General features: G+C 55.9%; 17 protein-coding genes. 11 read left to right on the forward strand and 6 right to left on the reverse strand.

Translation table 11 applies throughout. The annotated features are described in order from the left end of the window. The first annotated feature begins 33 nt into the window (after positions 1 to 33). Positions 34 to 681, forward strand: a complete 648-nt coding sequence (locus KA369_03880) for a hypothetical protein (GenBank protein ID MBP7735090.1) — start codon at positions 34 to 36, stop codon at positions 679 to 681. On the opposite strand, the gene KA369_03885 is transcribed toward KA369_03880, so the two are convergent. After that, positions 682 to 1,098 carry a secondary thiamine-phosphate synthase enzyme YjbQ gene (locus KA369_03885; GenBank protein ID MBP7735091.1) on the reverse strand — a complete coding sequence of 139 codons (417 nt, stop codon included), beginning with the start codon at positions 1,096 to 1,098 and terminating at the stop codon, positions 682 to 684. A gap of 277 nt (positions 1,099 to 1,375) precedes the next feature. Between KA369_03885 and KA369_03890 the strand changes: the two genes are divergently transcribed. The 6 genes from KA369_03890 (at position 1,376) to speB (ending at position 7,527) form a co-directional block, all read left to right on the forward strand. Continuing rightward, complete coding sequence (locus tag KA369_03890) at positions 1,376 to 2,851, forward strand: CoA-binding protein (protein MBP7735092.1); 1,476 nt, start codon at positions 1,376 to 1,378, stop codon at positions 2,849 to 2,851. A gap of 95 nt (positions 2,852 to 2,946) precedes the next feature. Next, a complete protein-coding gene (gene pgsB, locus KA369_03895; protein ID MBP7735093.1) occupies positions 2,947 to 4,122 on the forward strand; it encodes a poly-gamma-glutamate synthase PgsB in 1,176 nt (391 codons plus the stop codon). 35 nt (positions 4,123 to 4,157) lie between these two features. After that, entirely contained in the window at positions 4,158 to 4,616 is a 459-nt protein-coding gene (gene pgsC / locus KA369_03900) for a poly-gamma-glutamate biosynthesis protein PgsC (protein MBP7735094.1), read from the forward strand. Continuing rightward, positions 4,613 to 5,758, forward strand: coding sequence for a poly-gamma-glutamate system protein (gene pgsW / locus KA369_03905; protein MBP7735095.1), 1,146 nt, complete (start codon positions 4,613 to 4,615; stop codon positions 5,756 to 5,758). Before pgsC ends, pgsW begins: the two co-directional genes overlap by 4 nt. A 63-nt stretch (positions 5,759 to 5,821) precedes the next feature. Next, positions 5,822 to 6,538 (forward strand): SDR family NAD(P)-dependent oxidoreductase, encoded by a 717-nt coding sequence (locus KA369_03910; GenBank protein ID MBP7735096.1) that lies wholly within the window; start codon positions 5,822 to 5,824, stop codon positions 6,536 to 6,538. Between the two features lie 134 nt (positions 6,539 to 6,672). After that, complete coding sequence (speB, locus tag KA369_03915) at positions 6,673 to 7,527, forward strand: agmatinase (GenBank protein MBP7735097.1); 855 nt, start codon at positions 6,673 to 6,675, stop codon at positions 7,525 to 7,527. A 36-nt stretch (positions 7,528 to 7,563) separates the two neighbouring features. Here the strand turns inward: speB and KA369_03920 are convergent, their stop codons facing one another. Both KA369_03920 and KA369_03925 read right to left on the reverse strand, forming a co-directional pair. Then, positions 7,564 to 8,055 (reverse strand): SET domain-containing protein, encoded by a 492-nt coding sequence (locus tag KA369_03920; GenBank protein MBP7735098.1) that lies wholly within the window; start codon positions 8,053 to 8,055, stop codon positions 7,564 to 7,566. Between the two features lie 195 nt (positions 8,056 to 8,250). Beyond that, positions 8,251 to 9,063 (reverse strand): LysM peptidoglycan-binding domain-containing protein, encoded by an 813-nt coding sequence (locus tag KA369_03925; GenBank protein ID MBP7735099.1) that lies wholly within the window; start codon positions 9,061 to 9,063, stop codon positions 8,251 to 8,253. Positions 9,064 to 9,248: 185 nt separating this feature from the next. Between KA369_03925 and KA369_03930 the strand changes: the two genes are divergently transcribed. Both KA369_03930 and sfsA read left to right on the forward strand, forming a co-directional pair. After that, entirely contained in the window at positions 9,249 to 9,737 is a 489-nt protein-coding gene (locus tag KA369_03930) for a GNAT family N-acetyltransferase (protein MBP7735100.1), read from the forward strand. Then, positions 9,721 to 10,824 carry a DNA/RNA nuclease SfsA gene (gene sfsA / locus KA369_03935; protein ID MBP7735101.1) on the forward strand — a complete coding sequence of 368 codons (1,104 nt, stop codon included), beginning with the start codon at positions 9,721 to 9,723 and terminating at the stop codon, positions 10,822 to 10,824. The genes KA369_03930 and sfsA overlap by 17 nt, the downstream gene beginning before the upstream one ends. Positions 10,825 to 10,833: 9 nt before the next feature. Here sfsA and KA369_03940 read toward each other — a convergent pair whose 3' ends face one another. Next, on the reverse strand, positions 10,834 to 12,186 hold the full coding sequence (locus KA369_03940) for a response regulator (GenBank protein MBP7735102.1): 1,353 nt from the start codon (positions 12,184 to 12,186) through the stop codon (positions 10,834 to 10,836). Between the two features lie 552 nt (positions 12,187 to 12,738). Between KA369_03940 and KA369_03945 the strand changes: the two genes are divergently transcribed. Then, the gene (locus KA369_03945; GenBank protein ID MBP7735103.1) at positions 12,739 to 17,052 is read left to right on the forward strand and encodes an activase; all 4,314 of its coding nucleotides are present in this window, start codon (positions 12,739 to 12,741) and stop codon (positions 17,050 to 17,052) included. A 64-nt stretch (positions 17,053 to 17,116) separates the two neighbouring features. On the opposite strand, the gene KA369_03950 is transcribed toward KA369_03945, so the two are convergent. Next, positions 17,117 to 18,136, reverse strand: a complete 1,020-nt coding sequence (locus KA369_03950; GenBank protein MBP7735104.1) for a FecR domain-containing protein — start codon at positions 18,134 to 18,136, stop codon at positions 17,117 to 17,119. A gap of 64 nt (positions 18,137 to 18,200) precedes the next feature. Further along, positions 18,201 to 19,262: a mannose-1-phosphate guanylyltransferase gene (locus tag KA369_03955; protein MBP7735105.1), complete on the reverse strand. Its 1,062-nt coding sequence runs from the start codon at positions 19,260 to 19,262 to the stop codon at positions 18,201 to 18,203. A 319-nt stretch (positions 19,263 to 19,581) separates the two neighbouring features. On the opposite strand from KA369_03955, the gene KA369_03960 reads away from it, so the two are divergent. Continuing rightward, a complete protein-coding gene (locus KA369_03960; protein ID MBP7735106.1) occupies positions 19,582 to 22,743 on the forward strand; it encodes a hypothetical protein in 3,162 nt (1,053 codons plus the stop codon). Positions 22,744 to 22,747 lie beyond the last annotated feature (4 nt).

Genomic DNA, 22,747 nt, shown 5'->3' on the forward strand with positions numbered 1-22,747 from the left:
TTACATCCGGCAATCCGATCGTGGAGGAACAGCATGAGATATACGGTGGTTAAGCAATTTTCAAACGGGGTTATTGATAATATTTTCAGTTTTATCTTCAAATGGGTCGACTGCGGGAAGATGTTCGTTGAATTCCTCTGGTCCTTTCTTGAGATATGGATCGCGTTTTTCCTTATATTCTACAATGCCTTCATGTACGTGTATTACCTGTTCCTGTTCTTCATAGACCGGGGGGCCGAGTCGAGCGCCGGCATGTTCAGGCTCAGGGGATCCTACAGCGGTTCGTCGACGATACCGAAGTTCGAGATTACCCGCGCTCCCAGCTCGGTGCCGCCGCAGTACGGCTCCCAGGTCGTTACAAAAACGGCCGAAGCGGTGGGCAAAACCGCCGGAGCGGTGGCCACTAAAACCGCCGAGGCCGCGTCGCAGACCCTGAACGCCTTCAGGTCCGGCGGGTCCGCCGCCGCCCGGGGCGTGAAGCAGTCCTTCTTCAAGGAACTTCTGAGCGCGCTGGTCGATTTTTTCAAGTTCATCGGCGGCATCCTGGCAATGCCCTTCAAAAAGCTGGTGCTTCTCTTCGATCGCGGCAAGGAAAAGCGGAACATGCGGCAAGCCGAATCGGATTCCAGCAAGAGCCTCATAGACGAATACATCAAGGAATACGAGCAGAAGCGGCGGTAATCAGTATACCAGCTGGACCACGATCTCTCTCTTGCGCGGCCTGGTGTCGCAGTCGATGAGCACGACCTGCTGCCAGGTCCCGAGGGATGGCTCTCCCCGCACCACGGGCACCGTCACCGACGGCCCGATAAGCGCCGCCTGCAGGTGGGCGGAACCGTTGTCATCATGCCAGGTGTCGTGATGATGGTAGTGCCCCCCGTAGGGAACAATCCTCTCCAGAAAGATGTCGATATCCTTCTTCAGTCCCGGCTCATATTCAATGGTGGTGATGCCGGCCGTTGACCCGGCCGAAAAGACCGTGGCGATACCATCGGTGACGCCGCTCCTGCTTATTATCTTTCTCAGCTCGGAGGTCAGGTCCACAACATCGCGATTGCCCCTCGTGGAAACCGCTATGTAATCAGTTTTCACAGTCATCTCATTCCACCTCCTGTGCGGTACATATAGAAAAGTCTTCCGATCGCCGAATGTCAAATCTATTTCGACCTGACGCGGTGCAGGCGTCGGCCGGCGGCGGCGCGCTGTTCCGCCGAAAAATATTACGCAACTTTTTGAAAATGTCCATGTTCCCGGAGCCAGGGGAGGTCGGCACATTTAAAAATTGAACTGACATGTCATTCTTATCATTTATGGCTTGAAATAATCCAAAGATAAATCATAACTGTCACCCGATATCATTCACGGCAGGGTGAACATGAAAAATCTCGAAGGGCTTTTTAACCCGAAAAGCATCGCCGTCGTGGGCGCGACCGAAGGAAGGTTCAAGTGGGGGGCCACGGTGCTCTCGAACATACTCGACGGCGGCTTCAAGGGCCCGGTTTACCCCGTGTCATCGTCCAGGGACACGGTGTACGGCCTCAGGGCCTACAAAACCCTGGGTGATATACCGGAGCCGGTGGACCTGGTTTTCGTGGCAACCCCCGCTCACACGGTCCTTTCCGTTCTCCGGGAGTGCGTGGAGAAGAAGATCCATAATGCGGTGGTCATATCGTCGGGCTTCAGCGAAGCGGGGGGCGAAGGCATACGCCATGAAAAGGAACTGGCCGATTTCGCGCAGAAGCATGAGATTGTCATTGTCGGACCGAACACCATGGGTATGTCAAACATCAGCCGCGGCCTTAACGGCACCGGCGCCCATCCGCGGCCGAAACCAGGAAGGATATCCATCATCGCCCAGAGCGGCAACGTGGGGAACCAGATCATGCTCTGGGCGGAGATCGAGGGGTTCGGCATCAGCAAGTTCGTCGGCTCCGGCAACGAGGCGGTCGTCAAGGTCGAGGATTATCTGGAATATTTCAACAGCGATCCCGACACGTCGGTCATACTGATATACCTCGAAGGGGTCGATGACGGCAGGAAGTTCATCGATATCGCCAGGAACACGTCGCTGAAGAAGCCGGTCATCGCGCTGAAGGCGGGGAGGACCGCCGGGGGGAGCAGGGCCGCACAGTCCCACACCGGGGCGATGGCCGGCTCCTTCCAGATATTCGAGAGCGTGATGAAGCAGACCGGCATCATGATCGCCATGAACCCGACGGAGCTCCTGGCGCTTTCCGCGGCCTTTGACAGCTATCCATTGCCGAAGGGGAACAGGGTCGGCATCGTGACCCTCGGGGGCGGCTGGGGCGTCATTACCGCCGACGAATGCGAGGAGCGGGGCCTCGTCCTGCCGCCTCTCCCGGACGACATCACCAAAAAGCTCGATGAGAGGCTTCCGACCTTCTGGAGCAGGGCGAACCCGGTGGACCTGGTAGGCCAGCCCGACGCCAATCTCTTCAAGGAATCGATTGAGATCATGGTTTCCTCTGACGCCTTTGACGCGATCATCGTGCTGGGCCTTATCGGTTCGGCCCCCTTCGGCATACGTCCCCTCCAGGCCGCGAACCGCCTTGGATGCCTTCCTGAAGAAGAGCTGCGCATGTTCGAGGAGGGCGCCAGGGTCGTCGATTATTTCATCCTCGAGACCATCGTGACCATGATGCAGCAGTATCACAAACCCATCTATCCGGTGTCCCTGGCCGCGTTTCCCGGCGATAAAATCATCCACGAACGCGAGGGGAGTCCCTATAAAGCGATCGTGTACAAGACGCCGGAAATGGCCGTCCTCTGCCTGTCGAAGCAATATCTGTACAGCAAGTATATCCAGATGCGCGGAAACGGCCGTCCCTGACGGTCGGGTGTGCCAAAATAACTTGACTTTTTCCAACTCTTCCACTATGAACAATGGTCTAGTATCGGGGGTTGTACGTGAATGAAGTGATTTTCATGGGCGCGCTTGTGCTGCTGATGGTCCTCCTCGGCGCGGCCGAATACGTCTATCATATCAAGAACCTCCGATCGATCCCCATCAGGATCCATGTGAACGGAACGCGGGGAAAGTCGTCGGTGACCAGGCTCATCGCCGCGGGCCTCCGCGAGGGAGGCATCAGGACCTTCGCCAAGACCACCGGAACGCTCCCGCGCATGATCATCCACGACGGCACCGAATACCCGGTGTACCGGCAGGCCAAGGCCAATATCATCGAGCAGGTCCGGATCGTCGCCTTCGCCGCGCGGAACCAGGCGGAGGCCCTCGTCATAGAATGCATGGCCATCCAGCCCTACCTGCAGAGCCTGTGCGAAAGGAAGCTCGTGCAGTCGACCCACGGCGTTATAACCAACGTGCGGGAGGACCACCTTGACGTGATGGGACCGGGGGAGCGGGACGTGGCCCTGGCCCTGCTCGGGTCGACGCCGCCCGGCAAAGAGCTCTTTACCTGCGAGAGGGACTACCCCCATGAGTTTGAATCGGTGTGCCGCGACCGCGGCACCCGTCTTGCCGTCATCGGCGACGCCGAAATGGAAGCGGTCAGCGACCGGGACCTGAAGGATTTCCGCTACGTCGAGCACCGGGACAATATCGCCCTGGCCCTGAAGGTGTGCCGCGCCGTCGGCGTGCCCGGCGATGTCGCCCTCCGGGGCATGAAGAAGGCCGAGCCGGATGTCGGTGCCATGAGCGACCTGAAACTTGATTTTTTCGGGCGGCGGATCCATTTCATCAACGGCTTTGCCGCCAATGACCCGGAATCGACCGGGATGATCTGGCGCATGGCCCTGGAAAAGCACCCGGACGTGCAGCGGCGGGTCATGATCATCAACAGCCGCATCGACCGCCCGGACCGGTCCCGCCAGATCGGGGAGGCCCTGGCCGGCTGGGATCGCGCCGACCGCTATATCCTCATCGGCTCCGGCTCCTATTTCCTGGTGCGGTACGCGGTCAAGGCCGGCCTTGACGCCCGCGTTTTTACCAACGCTGAGGACCTTGAAACCGAGATCATCTTCGAGGAAGTGCTGAAGTATTGCAAAAAGACGACCCTGGTGATGGGCGCCGGCAACATAGCCGGTCCCGGCCTTGAGCTGCTGACTTTTTTTCGGAACAGGTCGGAGGAAATGCTGGTGTAAGGATTGGGCCCCGTACGGGGAAGGGGAAACGAACTATGGAAAACATCATTACGTTCTCGATCGGCCTGGGCCTCTGCGTGAGCCTCCTCTTTTCCGAATTCTTCGGGATCGCGGCGGGGGGGATGGTGGTGCCCGGCTATATAGCGCTCTACCTTAACAAGCCCCTGATGATTCTCTCCACCGTGGTGGTGAGTCTGCTCACCTATTTCATCGTCAATTCCCTGGGCACCTTCATGATCATCTACGGACGGCGGCGCACGGTGCTGATGATCCTCCTGGGATTCCTTCTCGGCTGGCTGGTGAGGATGCTGGAGCCGATCCCCCTGGGTCCCCAGGCGCTGGAGCTCTCCGTGGTGGGATATATCATACCGGGGCTCATCGCCATATGGATCGACCGTCAGGGCATCATAGAGACCGCCGCGGCCCTGGTGACGTCCAGCACCATCGTGCGCCTGATCCTGATACTCCTCTTCGGCAGGGAGATGCTGGTATGAAGAAGCTGATCTGGAAACCGAGCACCGTATCGTGGCAGATACACCTGGTCATAGCCATCATGTCCATCATCGGGGTGGTCATTGTCGAGTCCTTCAAGATCAACGTCAAGCAGCCGTATTACAAGGAGAAGGTCCTCGCGGCCCGGTATATGCTCAAGGGAATGGAAATACTCAAGCGGCACCGCCTGGAGAAGGTGGGACCCATCAACAAGGTCATCGACCCGCTGCGGTCCGGCCTGATCGGCGTCCTCACGACGCCCATAACCAGCACCACCGTGGACATCGATTCGAAGCTCACCAGCGTCAATCCGAACTGGGCGGCGGTGATCGTTTCCATGCTGAAGGAGGCGAAGGTGAAAAACGGCAGCACCGTGGCCGTTTCCCTGACCGGCTCTTTCCCTGCGATGAACCTTGCTGTGTTCTCGGCCGCCCGGGCCCTGAACCTGCGGCTCATCATCATTACCAGCGTATCCGCGTCCACCTGGGGGGCCAACATACCCGGCTTTACCTGGCTCGATATGGAAGACATCCTTGTCAGGGAGGGATTTGCTCCCTACCGCTCCGTTGCCGCGTCCCTCGGGGGGGTCCAGGACAAGGGACTGGGCATGTCGGAGGAGGGGAAAGGGATCCTGCGCACGACGATCCGGAAGTATGACATTACCCTGCTGGAATTCGACGACATGAAGCGAAGCATCAACGCGCGCATGGACATGTACTATGACCTTGCAAAGGAAACCCAGATCGCGGCCTACATAAACGTGGGGGGAGGGACAGTGGCCATCGGATCCTTCATCGGCAAGATGCGGTACAGGTCCGGGCTTAACCTCAAGCCGTCGCAGAAGGCGATGCGGATCGAAAGCGTCATGAGCAGGTTCGCCCGCAATAACATTCCCATATTGAACATCAATTACTTGAAGACCCTGGCGCAGAACTACAAAGTCCCCATCGGCCCGAAAAAAATTCCGAAGATCGGCCAGGGCGAGATTTATTACCGCCTGGAATACAACAAGCAGGTGGTTGCCGCCGTGCTGGTCTCCCTTGTGATCTTTCTGTTTCTGTTCATGAAACTCGGGATCGGGTACCGGATCTTCATTCCGCAGAAAAAGACGCTCAAGGCGCGGCCCCCCGAGCACATGGTGTAAGGAACCGGCTGCCGCGGCCGATTATTATAACATTCATCCAGTGGAAGGTAAAGCCTGTTGAAAATGAAAAGGGCCATCATATTCGGCGCCAGCTCAGGCATAGGCCGCGAAATGGCGAAGATACTGTCCCGGGAAGGATATCTCCTCGGCCTTGCGGCGCGGAGGGAAGACCTCTTGAAGGGCCTGAGGGAGGAGCTGCCCGGGGAATCCCATGTCAGGGTGTGCGATATCGCCAGCGACGATCACTGCGAGGCCGCCTTCAACGGATTTATCTCAGACATGGGCGGATGCGACCTGGTGGTGATATCGTCCGGCACCGGTTTTATCAATGAGGAATTGGAGTGGCAAAAGGAGAAGGAAACCATTGATGTCAACGTGACCGGTTTCGCCCGCCTGGCCGTCCTTGCGGCCCGGTATTTTCTCGACAGGGGGGCGGGGCACCTTGTGGGCATCTCATCCATAGGGGCGCTGCGGGGCGGCCGCGACGCGCCGGCCTACAGCGCCTCAAAGGCCTTCGTGTCCAATTACCTGGAGGGACTCCGGTGCAGGATGAAACGGCTTGCGCCGGGGATCACCGTCACGGATATCATGCCGGGCTTTGTCGATACGGCTATGGCCAAGGGAGAGGGTCTTTTCTGGGTGGCCCCGGCGGAAGTCGCGGCCCGGCAGATATGCCGGGCCATAGGGAAGAAAAAGGAAAAGGTGATAATTACCCGGAGATGGCGTCTTGTGGCCCTTGCGCTGAAGCTCATGCCGGATCGGCTCTATTGGAGATTGTAATCAATTATCGGGTCCCCCCTGACCACCTGAGGGGCGCACGAAATATTATTTATGCCTGTCATCGCGAGGAGTGAAACGACGAAGCGATCTGGTGACAGAGGATATTGTATTTTGAACAGAACAGGACTGCAATCATGACAATAAAAAAAAATTTTGCCGACGTGCCGAAGGGATACGAGGAGTATGCCAGGGCCAGGATCGTAGTGGTGCCGGTTCCCTACGATGAAACATCCACCTGGATGAAGGGCGCCGACCGGGGGCCCGATGCCATCATCGACGCGTCGTATAACATGTACCAGTACGATATAGACACCGACTCTGACGTCACCAGGATGGGGATTCACACCGATGATCCGGTCACGGAAAAATCGTCGCCGGAGACGATGGTCGAGGCCGTAAGGGCGAGGATCGCCCGTCACCTGGACGCAGGCAAGTTCACGGTGACCCTGGGGGGGGAGCACTCGGTCACGGTCGGAGCGGTGAAGGCCCACGCGGAGCGGTATCCAAACCTGTCGGTGCTGCAGCTGGACGCCCATGGAGACCTCCAGGAGGAATTTCACGGGTCCCGGTACAATCATGCCTGCGTGATGGCGCGCGTGCGCCAGTGGTGCCCTGCCGTCCAGGTGGGGATCCGGAGCCTGGACGGTGCTGAGCGGGCCTCGGCCGATCCGGAACGGCTGTTCCTGGCCGAGGATATCCAGGGCAGGAGCGGCTGGATTGACCGCGCCGTGTCCCTTCTTACCGATGAAGTTTACGTAACCATTGACCTTGACGCCTTTGACATATCCATCATGGCCGCAACGGGAACGCCGGAACCAGGGGGTCTCGGGTGGTATGACGTGATAAACCTTTTAAAAAAGGTATCGAAAGAAAAGAAGATCGTCGGATTTGACGTGGTGGAGCTCTGCCCCAATCCCTACGCGAAGCACTGCGATTATCTGGCTGCGAAGCTGGTGTATCGGCTCCTGAGCTATATCTTCAAGGAATGAAATCAGCCAAGAACTGATACGGGTTGAGATGCTTTTTCAGCGGTCCGGTCCGATCCTTTTCAGGATGTAGGGCATCACCACGTTCAGGTCGATATACTTCTTTTTAACATCCCCGGGCAGATGCTTGAAATCCCGCACCGTTCCGCGGCAGGCCGCATCCCCGCAGAGGCACTCCATTTCCCAGCAGTCCTCGTCCATGGTGGTCGAATAGTCGAAGGAAAGCTCTTCGTCTTTCCTGATGTCGCGGATGGCGATGTAGAGGATTTTGCCGTCCCTGCAGGTGAGGCCGCCGTTGGGGTTGCAGGAATGGTTGATGAGGTCGTCGGCGTTGCCGGAGGGGCCCATGAAGCTATCTTCATCGATCTGGAGGAAATGGTTGTTCTCCGGGTCATGGAGCTCCAGGTACTGGGCCATGGTGTAGGTAGGGCCCGTGAACTCGCACACGACTTCGCCTCTGGCGATGTCTGAGCCGGCAAAGACTGCCTTTCCTTTTTCCGTTTCCCGTATCACGAGGCGGCTGTTTTCCATGGCGGTTGTTCGTCTCCAGCTATGCAAAGAATGTGCCGGCGGCAAGGGCCGGGTACGCCTCCGCCGGTTCTGACAGGCATAGATGGCCATCGGGGGTTTTTATGCAATATTTTTTTTACCGGCAGTGAATTGACTGCTGCGGCTGTCGGATTATTGTCCGGGCCGCCATGAGTCCGTGATTCCTCCCTGGATGGGTCATTTTTTTGCGGCCGGTAGTTTCAATTTTTGTCCCGGGAATATCATCGTGGGGCTCTGTATGATATCCCTGTTGGCGTTGTACAGTTCGATCCACCGGGAGTAGTCTCCCAAAACTTTTTCGCTGATCGATATCAGGTCATCCTTCACCTGTACCGTATAATAATCCCCTTCCTCCGCCGGTTTTGCCGGTTCCTTTGGCTGCGTTTCCGGCGTCATGCTCTGCTGTTTTACAGCCGGCGTTTTTGTGTCGGTCGCCTCGCGCTGCTGCTCCGGTGCCGTTATGAGCCGGGTAATCCTGCTTTTCAATGCCTCACGGGTTCCCGGGATCAGCAGCAGAAATATTAAAACAAGGATGATGACGATCAGGATAAATTGGAGAATTCTCCGAAGCAGGCTTGGTCCCTCGGGGTGTGCCGGCTCTTCATGCTTTGCCGGTTCGGGGGGAGCAGGCGGTAATGCCGGCTTATCGCGACGCCGCGTGGCGTCAGCGGGCGCCGCTTTCTTCTGCTTCGAGGAAGAGGCTTGTTTTTTTGCTTTTGGCGAAGAGCCCCTGGCGGCGGCCCATGAACGAATCTCTCCCCTGAACCACTGATCGGCCTCCGGCGTGAAGGCATAGTGATCCCGGATGTATTTCATCGTGTTTTTTTCAATATCCGAATAATCGCTGGAGTCTTTGACGGCCCGCAGAATTTTCCTGGCATCATTCAGCGATATGCGGCCATCGCCTTTTCCTTGAACCGATGCATCCGCCATGCCGATCAATTTCCTGTCGTAATTCTTTCCTTTGATTTTTTTATAATAGGTCGCCATGGTAATGTACCCTCCTTTGTCTGCGTGTATTGTTATATTAAAGGGAGACGGGGTTATCGATGACTCTTTTTGAATGCGAGTTTTGTTTATCATAGACTTGTTAAAATGTCAAGCGACAATGCAAATAAAAAACATGCATTTGTATTTGACAGGTTGCGTCGGTAAGGATAATCAGGGGACATGGCATGGACCTCATGGAAATAATTCCTTTACACAGGATACCTGATTATGCGCCGATCCTCGCCCACTGGTCCTACATGGAGTGGTACCGGGCAAGGTCCATGGATTTTACCCTGGTCCTCAGGGCGTACCAGGAGAGGGCGCGCAGCGACAGGGTGCCTCTTTCCTTCGTGGCGATAGAGGGGTCCCTTCCGGTGGGAATGGTCACTCTTAAGCTGGACGATCTCTGGTCGCGAAAGGACCTGAATCCATGGCTGGCGTCGCTCTACGTGTTGCCTGAGTACCGCAGGTGCGGAACGGGACAGGCTCTGGTCCGCGCGGTCACGGCCCGGGCCCCGGAGCTCGGCCATGATCGCCTCTATCTTTTCCTCGGCCGCCATGACCGGGAATGGCTGGAGCGATACTACATTAACCGCGGGTGGGCCGTTGTCGAATCAGCAGTGGACAATGACGGCCTTGAAACAAAGATACTCGCCTATGAACTCCCCCGCTGATTCGACGTTCCGGGATGCGGTCTTCGTCGAGCGGTTGAATCGCTTTGTGGCGCGGGTCGATCTGGAGGGAACGGCACTGCTCGTCCGCGTCCCCAATACGGGCCGCCTCGCGGAGCTGTTCATTCCGGGAACGCCGGTGATCCTTGTGCCGTCACAGGGAAAATACCCCTTTACCATACAATACGTCATATATCAGGGCCGGCCCGTGCTCATCGATTCAATTTTGAGCAACCGCGTGTTCCGGGACTGCATGGCGGTGCGGACGGTTCCGGGCCTGGAGGACTATGCCATCATCAAGCGCGAGCCGGCCGTCGGGAATCATCGCTTTGATTTTTCCATCGGCAATGGGGTGAGCGATTCCTTCGTAGAGATCAAGTCATGCACGCTGGCGTGGCATTCCATAGCCTCCTTCCCTGACGCGGTGAGCGACAGGGCGGCGGAACATGTGCGTGTCCTGGCTGAATCGGGTAAGGGAATCCTTGTATTTCTGCTCCTCCATGAGGGTGTCGACCTGTTCGTGCCCAACTATCATACTGATTTTGCCTTTTATGAAGCGCTCCGCTCCCATGGCGATGCCATTGACGTTCGGGCCTATGCCGCCCGGTACGACAGCGGGTACCGGATCAGGGGAATGAGACCGGTCAGGATCGAGGTCCCTGATGTGGAGCCCCGGGGCGTTTACACCATTGTGCTCTATAATAACACCGAGAGTGATATTGCCGTCGGCGGGCTGGGGACCAGGACCTTCCCGCGGGGATATTATATCTATGTCGGAAGCAGCATGAACAATCTCTTCAAGAGGATAGACCATCACCGGCGAAAGAGAAAGAAGCCGCACTGGCACATCGATTACCTGACTGTGCAATGGCCGATCAGGGCGGCGCTGCCGATCGTGACCGGGGAAAGACTGGAATGCGCTCTTGCCGGCTCCGTGGCGGCCCTGGGCTACCGGTGCGTGGAGGGGTTCGGATCGTCCGACTGCGGCTGCGCGGGCCACCTCTTCCACGGGGAGTCGAATCCTCTCCATGACGAGCGGTTCATTGATACGATCTACACGTACCGGTACGGGCGCCTGCTGGAGCGGTGAGGCCCCGGATCATGTCATCTGGTATTTCTTGTTCAGAAAAAGATCGAGGCAGATATCGACAATGTCCTTGTCGAAGTGTATGCCTCTCTGCTTCTTGATTTCGTCCAGGGCGAAATCGATCCCCCGGGAGGGACGGTAGGGACGGTCCGAAGCCATGGCCTCAACGACGTCGGCGACGCATATGATGCGCGAGCCCAGCAGGATGCTTTCGCCGTCAAGGCCAAGGGGATAGCCCGAGCCGTTGAGCCACTCGTGGTGCTGGAAAACCATTTCTGCCAGGGGCCAGGGAAATTCGATGGTCTTCAGGATATCATAACCGATCTGGGGATGGGTCTTGATGAGCTCGAATTCAATGGGAGAGAGCTTTCCCGGCTTGCTCAGAATTTCAGTGGGGATGCAGATCTTTCCCAGGTCGTGGATGATGCCCGCCATGAATATCCCTTCGATCTCCTTTTCAGACAGCTTCATCTCCCGGGCAATGGCGCGGGCGATATCGGCGACGCGCCGCTGGTGGCCCGCGGTGTAGGGATCCCTGGTCTCGAGGGTCTGCGCCATGGCCTGGATGATGCCGCTGATCGCTTTCTTGATCTGGAGGTAGCTTTCCTTGATCTTCATCTCTGATTTGATCCGCTCGGTGTCGTCCCTGAGAACGATAACGGACCCGGACCGCTCCCCGCTGATGTCGCTGATATGGGATACGCTGAAGTCAATGGGTACCTGCTTGCCGTTGGGGGTGATGAAGTAATTGAAGTGGAGGCCGGCATCGGCTTCCTGCCCGGCATCGATACCGGGATGGATGCCGTTGTAACGGATGTTCAGGATCTCCGTGAAGCGCTTTCCGATAAGCTTGTCGATGGTCAGGTCGGTTATTTTTTCCGCGATGGGATTGACATAGGTTATCTGGTCGGAATTGTCCATGACAAAAACGGCATCGCCGATGCTGTTCAGGATCGTGAAGAACCGCAGCTCGCTTTCCTTGAGCTTGTCCTCCATCTCGTGTCGCAGTATGGCCAGGTCAATGGCCGACTTGAGCTCTTTCTTGTCAACCGGCTTGACGATGTAGCCGGAGGGGTTCGTGGTCAGGGCGCGCTTCAGGGTGTTGCTGTCCGATGATGACGTGAGGTATATGACCGGGATGTTGTGAATCTCGTTGATCTGCCGCGCCGCCTCGATACCGTCAATTTCGCCGTCCAGGATGATGTCCATCAGTACCAGGTCGGGACTGCTTGTTATCACTTCCCTGACGGCTTCCTCGCCGGTCGGCACCGTATTGGAAATAGTGAATCCCAGGTCGCGGATGAATTTATTGAGAAGGAGGATCGTTGTTTTGTCGTCTTCGACAAGAAGAATTTTTTTATTCATTAAGATCCTTTGCCATGCCGGCCCTTGTGTCTTTGGTTGAATGCATCGAATAAAAGGTTTTTAGCGACATAATTAAACAATGTGTTCTTTGCCAAGTATTGCACAGTGAATAAAAAAATTCAATTTATTCATTATTAAAATACTAAAAAATTTTGTAGAAGTAAATATATGCTTATGTAAAGTATTATTTTTACGCATTATTTACCGGGATGCCTGTTTTCATAAAGGTGGGGTTTTCGGATAAACTGGTTATATCGCCGGTTTTTTGAAGAGATACGCAGCGGGATTTATTAATGTATCAGATGTGCAATAAGGGAAACAGGCGTTTTCTTTTAATGGGGCAATAATAAATTGATTAGCAATAAAAAATCTTAATGGACAAAAAAAATTGTAGATATTTTTATGGGCCCATCATTTTACTGCTTTTCTTATTTTTATGCCACGGGTAAAAAGCGATTCTTATCACTGAGGATACGAGAAGATTGCATTTCTTATTATCGCACTACATATAAAAAATAGAAATAACAAGAGTATTACCGGGAGGATTCTTCTATGCAAAGTTTAGGAATCAATATCGGCTCATCGAGCATCAAGGCGGTGCTCCTGGAGGACAAGAAGGTCCTCTGGAAAACATACGTGGCCCATGAGGGCAATTTTCTCGAGACCCTGAAAACGATACTTGTCGAGAACAGCGTTTCTCCCGGCGTGCCATCCCTGGTGACCGGGACGGAAGGCCGCTATCTGATCAACACGAACAACGTACTCGAATCGATCTGCATCGAAGAGGCCCTGTCACAGCTCAACCTGAATGTCAACGCCGTGGTTTCCCTGGGCGGCGAGAATTTCGTCGTGTACACGATCGATGAAAATGGAAGGATCATCACCAGTTTCGCCGGGAACAAGTGCGCCTCCGGGACCGGCGAATTCTTCAAGCAGCAGCTCGGGCGCATGGACCTGCGCCTCCACGACGTGGCGACCGTGCCCGATACGGCCAAGGTGTGCCACATGTCGTCGCGCTGCTCCGTGTTCATGAAGAGCGATTGCACCCACAAGCTGAACAAGGGCGAGGCCACCAAGGCCGATATCGTCCTGTCCCTCACCGATGTCATGGCGACCAAGGTGGTCGATTTCCTCAAGCGGGCGCGCATCAATTCCGGAAAGGTGCTCCTTGCCGGCGGCGTCACCCGGAACAAGTATATCATCCAGTTCGTTAAGGACAAGATGCCCGGCATCGAGATCATCGTTCCGGAAGAGGCCCCCTATTTCGAGGCCTTCGGCGCGGCCCATCTGGCCCGGAATTCCGGGAGCCCCTTCCCCGGCATCGGCAATCTCTTCAAGCCCCAGCAGATCGAGTTTGCCCGCTACAAGAGCCTCACGACGGTGGAGGGGAGGGTGCATTACCTGAAATCCCGGCGCGGCGCGGCGAAGCCGGGAGGCGAGTATATCCTCGGCGTGGACGGCGGCTCCACCACCACCAAGGTGGCCCTTATTGACATTGAAACGGACGAGATCGTCGCGTCCCATTACGGCCGCACCCACGGCGACCCGGTCAATGCCCTGAAGGAGTGCCTGACCGAGGTCAAGAAACAGCTTAACGAACAGATCGGCGACGCGAAGATCAACATCACCCTCGCCTCCACGACGGGATCGTCGCGGGAGATCCTGGGCGTGTTCCTCGAGACGCCGGCCGTATATAATGAAATCATCGCCCATGCGGTGGGCACGACCTATTTCAAGCCCGACATCGACACCATCTTTGAGATCGGGGGGCAGGACGCGAAATACGCCCTGCTCAAGAACAAGGTCCCCATAGACTACGCCATGAACGAGGCCTGCTCCGCCGGGACCGGCTCCTTCCTGGAGGAATCCGCCTCCGGGGACCTGAACATCACCAACGTCCGGGACATCGGCGACATCGCCGTGCAGGCCCAGGGCCCGCTGAAATTCGGGGAACAGTGCTCCGCCTTTATCAACTCCGATATCCGCAAGGCGATCCAGCTCGGGGCCTCGCGGGAGGACATCACCGCCGGCATCATCACCTCCATCGTGTCGAATTACCTGAACCGCGTCGTGGGGAACCGCACCATCGGGGACAACATCGTCCTCCAGGGGGGCGTGGCCCTGAACAAGGCGGTGCCCCTGGCCTTCGCCATGCTCATGAACAAGAACATCACCATTCCGCCCGACCCGGAGCTGCTCGGCTGCTTCGGCGTGGGGATCCTGGCAAAGCAGAAATTTCACGACGGCATCATAACCAAGGGCGCCTTTGAGATCGACGCGATCCTTAACACGAAGATCGTGTACGAGCGCGAGTTCCGCTGCAAGGCCTGCGACAACGACTGTCCGATCCGCGTGCTCAACGTGAACGGCCACAAGTACATGTTCGGCGGCCGGTGCAACAAGTACGCCAACATGAGGAAGAAGAAAAACATCGACGAATCAAAGGTCTTCAATTATATAGAGAAGCGGGAACAGCTCATGTTCCACGAATGCGCCCCGCCGAAGGAGGAATTCGTCAGGAAATATGATTTCGTCGTGGGCGTGCCCAAGGCCTTTTCCGTGTACACCCTGTGGCCGCTCTATGCATGGTTTTTCCACAGCCTCGGCATAGAGGTGCGGCTGTCGGAGGACATTTCCCACGAGGGCGTGGCCCGCACCGAGGGGTCCTACTGCTTCCCGGCCGAAATAGCCCACGGCGCGGTCCAGGACATCATCAATTCCGGCCTTGACTACATCTTCGTGCCCCATTTCAGGGACCTGGAGAGCTACGAGGAAAAGGTGCACGCCACCTTCTGCCCCATCACCCAGTCGCTCCCCTATTATATCAAGAAGGCCTTCCCGGAGATCGACGAGAAGAAGTTCCTCTCGCCCATTGTCAGCTTCAAGTTCGGCCTGGAAAAGGCCCTCGAGGAATTCATCAAGATGGGAGGAGAGATGGGCATCCCCGAGCGGGAGGTGCGGCGAGCCTTCGACATCGGCTGCGCCAGGCAGAAGGATTTCTGGGAACGCTACCACGCCATGGGCCGGGACGCCTATGAAAAGGCAAAGGCCGCGGAGCACCCGGTCATCGCCATCCTGGGAAGGCCCTACAACGCCTTCACCCGCGACGCCAACATGGGCATTCCCCTGAAGTTCACCACCCGCGGCTACTCGGTCATCCCCTTTGACATGCTGCCCGTCGACGAGGCCCATATATTCGACAACATGTACTGGTATTACGGCCAGCAGGACATGAGGGCGAGCGTGGTCCTGAAGGACCAGCCGAACATTTTCATCACGTATATAACCAATTTCTCCTGCGCCCCCGATTCGTTCATGCTCCATTATGTGAAGTGGATCATGGGTACCAAGCCCTTCCTGGTGCTGGAGCTCGATTCCCACTCGGCGGACGCCGGGGTAGATACCAGGGTCGAGGCCTTCCTGGACATCATCGAGGGGTACCGCTCCAAGTTCGACCAGATACGGGAAGAGCGCTACGACAACGGGCTTCGCTTCATCAACAATGGCGTAGACCCGCTCCACCTCATGGACCTCAAGAACGACCGGAAGATCGATATCTTCGGGAACAAGAAGGTGAAGATGCTCCTCACGAGCATGGGACGGCTTTCCTCCGAGCTCCTGGCGGCGTCCCTGCGGGCTGCCAATATCACGGCCGAGGCCATGCCCCTCCCGGACGTTTATACCCTGCAGATGGCGCGAAACCACATGTCCGGCAAGGAGTGCCTCCCCTCGCAGCTGGTACTTGGGGCCGCACTCAAGTATTTCTCCTCAGAAAAATATCGGAAGGACGAGATATACCTGCTCTTCGTACCCACGACGACCGGCCCGTGCCGCACCGGGCAGTACTTCGTGTTCTACGAGAACCTGTTCAAGGACATGCGCCTCGAGAACGTGGTGGTGGTCACCCTCGATTCGGACAACTCCTACAACGAGCTGGGACCGCATTTCAGCAAGAGCGCCTGGTGGGGCCTCGTGGTGGCGGATTTCATGAAGGACATCGAGACGTCGCTCCGCACCTGCGCGGTGGACCCGGTCACGGCCATCGCCAAGTACGACGAGCTGTGGCAGGAACTCATCGACATCACCGAGACCGATATCGCGAAGGTGCTGCCCGCCCTCCGGCGCATCGCGGTCGAAATAGCCAAGATTCCGCTCAAGCGCAGGATCGAGGATACGCCGAAGGTCCTCATCGTGGGTGAAATATTCGTGCGCCGGGACGATTTTGCCGTGGACGAGATGATACGCATGTTCAGCAAGCGGGGCATCATCGCCAAGGTTTCCGGCATCACGGAATGGATCTACTACTGCGATTACACCAGGAAGCATGACATACAGAAGCGCCTGGGCCTCCTTCCCTGGTATAAGAAGCCGTTCTCCAGGGTTTTCCGCGACCTCGTGGCGTGGAAGATAGAGGAGAAATACAAGCATAGCGTCGAAAAGAGGGTGAAGAAGGCCCTCGAGGTGACGAACCTGATACCGCGTACGCCCCATGACATGGAGCATATCATGGGCAACGCGGAAAAGCACTTCGTCAGCGACGAGCTCTATTCCGAGATATCCATATCGAGCGGCGTCGCCTCCACGGCCATGATGGAGGACTTTTCCGGGATCGTGAACATATCGCCCTTCGCCTGCCTCATCGGCCGGGTGATCGAGGGCCTCATTACCCCCTGGTCGCGGGAGCGGCGCTTCCCGGTCATTTCGGTCGAGATCGACGGGGACATCCTCCCGCCGGGCATCGTCAACAAGCTCGAGATTTTCATGCTCAACGTGCTCCGGTTCCGGTACAACCCGGCCATCTCGGAGCTGGTGGAGCGGGAAGGCGAGAAGGTGGTTTCCCTGGACAGGAAGATCATCAAGGCGTAACGTAAAAGGCCGCGATTTTAATCGCGGCCTTTTTTAGATTGAGTCATGAGTTTTGGATGTGCTCTTATATGCCGGATTTCTTCTCCTTGAACCGGGACTTTATATCATCCAGCTTGTTCTTGTACCGTCCCATGATTTTGTCGCGGGCCTTCAGGTAGTCCTCCCTGATTTTTTGCAGCGACGTGAGGTTCTTTCTCTGCTGATTGGCGACGATGCCCGATTTGCTCTCTATCGAGCGGTACCGGTCGCTCACATCGCCGTCCTTCCCCCTGTACGATTCGGCAATGTCCTTCGCGGAGTGGTTGAGGGCTTCGTTCATCAGGATGTCGTCCTCTGTTCTTTCCGTGGCGCCGTTCAGCATGTCCCCGGCTTTTTCCAGCGATTCCTTGCTGTCCGCATTGTCAACGGCGCTCCGAACGCTTACAATGGCGTCCCCTGTTTCCTTGTTGCGATCGTCGAAGGACTTGAGATTGCTCTCGTATCGTTCGGAACGGGCCGCGGTATTTTTTTCAAAGTCACGGTCGTTCCTGTTTTTCCACTCCTCGGCGCTGCCTTTCGAGGGGGCAGGTTTCCCCCCCATGGGGGTTTCGGATTTTTCATTTTCCTTCACCGCGGCGGATCCCTTTGGGCTTATAATCTCCACGGTGCCTTCCTTCACGTCGACGCGGGTGTCGCCGCCGGTGCTGACGGTGAGGGTATATTCCGTCCCCCGGACCGCGCAGACGATCGTCGGCGAATAGGATTTGCTGGTGCCCTTGATGAGCTTCTTTATGCTTCCGGAGGCGGTCCCGGATATAAGGGAAACGCTGTCGGAACCGGAGATGTTCTTGCTGCCGATGGTGGCGCTGCTCGATTCGTTCAGCTTGATCTTGCCGCCGTCCCCGTACATGATTTCAAGATAGGAATTCTTTCCTGTTTTCAGGTAGTCCCCGGTCTGGAGTTTTTTCCCCACCGCCACGGGGGCCGGTTTCCCGCCGCGGGTCAGGGTTATGCTCCCGAGGAAGAACGATATTTCCACCGGATACAGGGCCGAGGGGAGTAGGAGGATAAGCGCTGCCTGGATGAACGCGAGTTTTTTGATCATGACGGTCCGCTCCTTGCTTTTTAAAGATACTACCATCAAGATAAAGGGGATGGCGTTTTAGTTCTTATTTTTTTACCATGCCGGCTATTATTTTCACGTCCTGCGATGAGTCCTTGTTGATGACCAGGATCTCGTTTCCGGCCTGGACTACGACGATATTGGACAGGCCCACGACGCTGATACGGCTGTTTTCCGTGAACACGGAGCAGTTTTCCGAGTTGAGGAAGATCGCCATGTCCTTCTCCGGCGAGCGGTTCCTGCTTCCGTCTGGGGGCAGGATATCGTCGATGGATTTCCAGCTGCCCAGGTCGGTCCAGCCGAAATCGCCGGGGATGACGATGCGGTTTTCTGCCCGCTCCATGATGCCGAAGTCCACCGATATGGATTCAACGGCATCGAAAATCTTCTTTTTTATTTCCCAGGGTTTGCCGTCATTTGAGGCGATTTCCGCCGGGGTCAGTTCCGACAGGGGCTGGAACGCCGATATCTGGTCCGGAAGAAGCTTCCGGTACTGATCCAGAAGAACCGAGATCTTCCATACGAAGATGCCGCTGTTCCAGAAGTAATTCCCGGACTCGAAGTACTGGCGGGCGCGGTCGATATCGGGCTTTTCCACGAAGGTGTCGATGGGATAGATGGGGCCCGGACCGTCCATCGCCTTGATGTAGCCGTACCCCGTCTCCGGGTAGGTGGGCTTGATGCCGATGGTCACGAGCCTGCCCTGTTCGGCCTCGCGTATGCCTTCCCTGAGGATGCGGGTGAATTCATCGGTATTCTTGATATGATGGTCCGCCGGCAGGGAAATCATGATGGAATCGTCAAAGCGTTTCTTTATGTACAGGGCTGCGTAGAGGAGGGCCGCCGCCGTATTGCGGGGCCGCGGCTCGGACAGCACGGTGCCGCTGAGCTTGAATTTGCCGATTTCGTCCCTGGAGAGGTTTTCATGTTTTTTTGACGTGACTATGATGCAATGTTCAGGATCAAGAGGGAGCATGCGCTTTATAGTCTCTTCCAGGAGCGTCCCCGATCCTGAAAGATTATGAAACTGTTTCGGCTTTTCATCCCGCGAGAGAGGCCAGAGCCGTGTTCCGGCCCCGCCGGCAAGAATAACAGGTATTACCTTCATTGAATGTCCATTTCGATTTAATTTTCAACAAGAATATGTCGGTGCAACGGATTATTATGTCAACAATTATTCCTCAAAATCTTTTTGTGGCGCCCTGAACCATCGATACTATTGCTGAAAATTCCGGATCATGGATCATGATCTTCGCCATCACGTTAAGGGTGTACAATTTATTGGCGTAAATGACGATAACAATAATAGAGGGGCATATCATTTTTTTATTGCCGTGGCGGTATGATCCCGGCTATACTTTATATGTGCGTCAATGGAATCCATACAAATCCTGATAACAGGAAAGAAATGAGCGGGGATTAAACACGTGGCTGAAGAAAAGAGTTTCTTGCAAACCATAAAGCTTGAGATCAGCAGAAGCTTTAAGCTGGTTCCCTACGAGCGCCTGGCATTCCACAAGGTCCTGGGCATATTGAAATCCGACATTGGACTGAGCATACTGTCCAAGGAGCTTGACAAGGGTCCGGAAATACGTTACAGCGCGTTGGCGACACTGGTCACCTCCGATAATCCCGCCGGGCTTCCTGTCCTTCTTTCGCAGCTTGAGAAAAATATTACCGATGAAGAGCGGATCATGGTCCTTGAGTACATCATGCGGCTGGGGGGCGCGGATAACATCAAGGATATCATTAATTTTTTAAAAAAGAAGCAGGACCTGGGATATTCCCCCGCCGTCGCCGCCACGGCCTTCGAGGCGCTAAAAACGATAGGAGTGGAAGCCGAGGAGGTGCTGAATTTCCTGGTATCGGTCATAAACACCGAGCGCGTCGATCCGCAGCTCAGGTCTCTGGCGATTGAATCCCTCTCGTCGTTCAAATCGATAGCCCTTTTTGAAAAGATCCTGAAAAAGGGCGAAGACGTCTTTTGCTATTCCGCCTACAAGGCCATATACGGTCTCGCGGTCGATCTTGCCGACAAGGCCAGCAAGGTGAAAACAGAAGACGACCGGCTCTACACCTATTCTCCCGACAGCGAGGACAAGATCGTCCTTGATATCAGGGTCCTCCTTGGAAAGATGACCCATGAGTTCGATACCTATTCCAATGAGACGAAAAACGCCTTTATCTGCGCCATGATAGCCTGCAACCACCGGGAATACCTGATCTATACCATGAAGGCCCTCACCTCCAATGACATAGAGCTGATCAGCATGGTCCTGTTTTCGCTTTATCATAACATCGATCGTCTCAGGGACCCGGACAAGCTTTTCAGAAACCTGATCGCCATTTCAACCGAGATCGACAGGTTCAACGAGATGATCGTCGATATCTTCGTCAAATATTTCAACATGCCCGTGGATACGCGTCCCTTCAATCTTCTCAAGGACAAATTGTACAATTATATCGTCGTCACCCTGGAAACCTATTTCGAGAATTACCGGAAGTCCTTCATGATCACCGATGTCATAGAGAAGGGCCTTCCGGAAAGCTTCCAGCGGATCAGAAGGTTCATCCTGAGCCACTGCACGCCGGAGGTGAAAAAGGAGATCATCGCCTTCCTGACCAATGACGATCCCTCCCTGGTGAAGCATATCGTGTCCAGCCTCGCGAAGCGGATAAGCTATCTCGAGGGCGAAGGCGTGGAAGACCTGGCCCTGCTCATGGAGGTGATGCTGGAGAAGGACCGCAAGTCGCGGGAGAACTCCGCGTCGCGCCTCGAAGACCTGAATTTCGAGAAGCTGTATCTCCGGAACCGCATCATCAGGCTGTGCCGCGTCATCAGCCTCCTCCATATCGACGAGGCCTCCTCGGTGCTGGTGAACATTTACAATTACCTGAAGAAATACCCGGACCGCGATATCCTGGAGGCGACGGTCCTCACCCTCTCCACCCTGAATTACTCCTACATGCTCGGTGAGATCGAGGTCATGATCACCACCGGCGCTCCCGAGGATCAGAAAAACGCGCTGGGGCTTCTCTCCCTCTTCACCGAACAGAGGTCCCTTAACATCATCCTGGAGCTCATGAAGAACAGGATAGCGGAGGATTCCGGCATCGTCGAATCGGCGATGACCATACTCCTCGACAGGGACATCACGGGCAACATCACGGCAAACCAGATATTCAAGAGCGTCATTGCAGGCAATCCGAGCGCGTCGATACGAAGCCTCGCCGTCCTCGGGATCGGCCAGTGCCGGTTCGACGGGGACATCGATTATCTGAACGACCTGTTCTACAAGATGGGGCAGGACAATTCCAAGGATGTCATCGTGCGGGCCATCGCGATGATCGTCACCGACAGCCAGAGCTTCAACAAGCGCCAGCTCATGCGCTACCTGCAGGAGTACCTGAAGGACCCGGGTATCAAGGTGCGGATTTTCTCGTGCCTCCTGCTGGCCCAGCTGGGAAACAAGGACGCCCTCAGGTCGATCCGCGACATGCTGGTGATCAAGAACAAGGGGATCCAGCGGGATATTTTGGCGATACTGGGGGACCTGAAGTCGATCGAATTTTCCTTCTTCCTTCTCTCGCTGCTCAAGGAGGAGTACGGGATCTCGAAGGATATAATTCCCGTCATCGCGAAACTCTCTCTGGAGGAGATGAAGGAAATAGACGGATTCGTGGTGAACATCTTCCGCAAGTACGAGGCTCCCGTCATCGAGGGGATGCAGGTCCCGTCACCGCAGGAGCCGGGACTCATATCCGTCGAGGGCCTGAAGAGGGAGCGGCTGACGATCCTCAACATGGTCCTGGCCGAGGGAAGCCTGACATCGCTGGCCGGGAGCATTCCCGATCTCATAAGCCTGAACCTCAGGATAAAGGCCTTCATCGCCTCCGCCATCAGCGACGGGGGAGGGACCATCACGAAGCTCTCGAACAGCAATATCGTCGCGTATTTTTCCAGCGCCAAGGCGGCGGCCGACTCGGCCATTAAGATCCAGAGAAATATCCTGGCCTTCAACTCATTGCGGGTCACGGACAGGAACATCGACATGTACCTGCAGCTTGTGACGGATACCGTGAGCATTATCAACGATGAAATAATAGATTTTCCCCGCATGATGAGGGCTTTCACGAGTCTGCCCGTAAGGAACAAGACCGTCATAGACCACGCCACGATGGAGCTGATTTCGGACTCCTTCAGCGTGAGGGAAATCCCGCGGATGGTGCTCGCGATGAGCGGGATTCCCGTCACTAACTACGAGCTGATGAACCCGATAAACTTCGCCCAGCTTTCGGATCAAACCATCAAGAGGATCAAGGAAGAGGAAGAAAAGCGGAACCAGATGCAGCAGCAGATTCAGGCCGAGCTCAAGAGACTCAAGCAGGGGAGCCGGGCCCCGTCGTCTGCGGCGATCGCCCGGGGACTTGATAACCTGGGGGGACAGCTGCAGAACGAGCTCGACGAGATAGACCGGTACGTCCAGAAGCGCTCGACGGACCGGGAACTGATAAAGAACGTCCGTAAAATGCTCACCAACGTGCATAACCTCTACAAGGTGGAGATATCACGGCTCATCATCGATTGATGCG

It is taken from the genome of Spirochaetota bacterium (assembly GCA_017999915.1).
In the GTDB taxonomy this organism is placed as follows: Bacteria; Spirochaetota; UBA4802; order UBA4802; family UBA5550; genus RBG-16-49-21.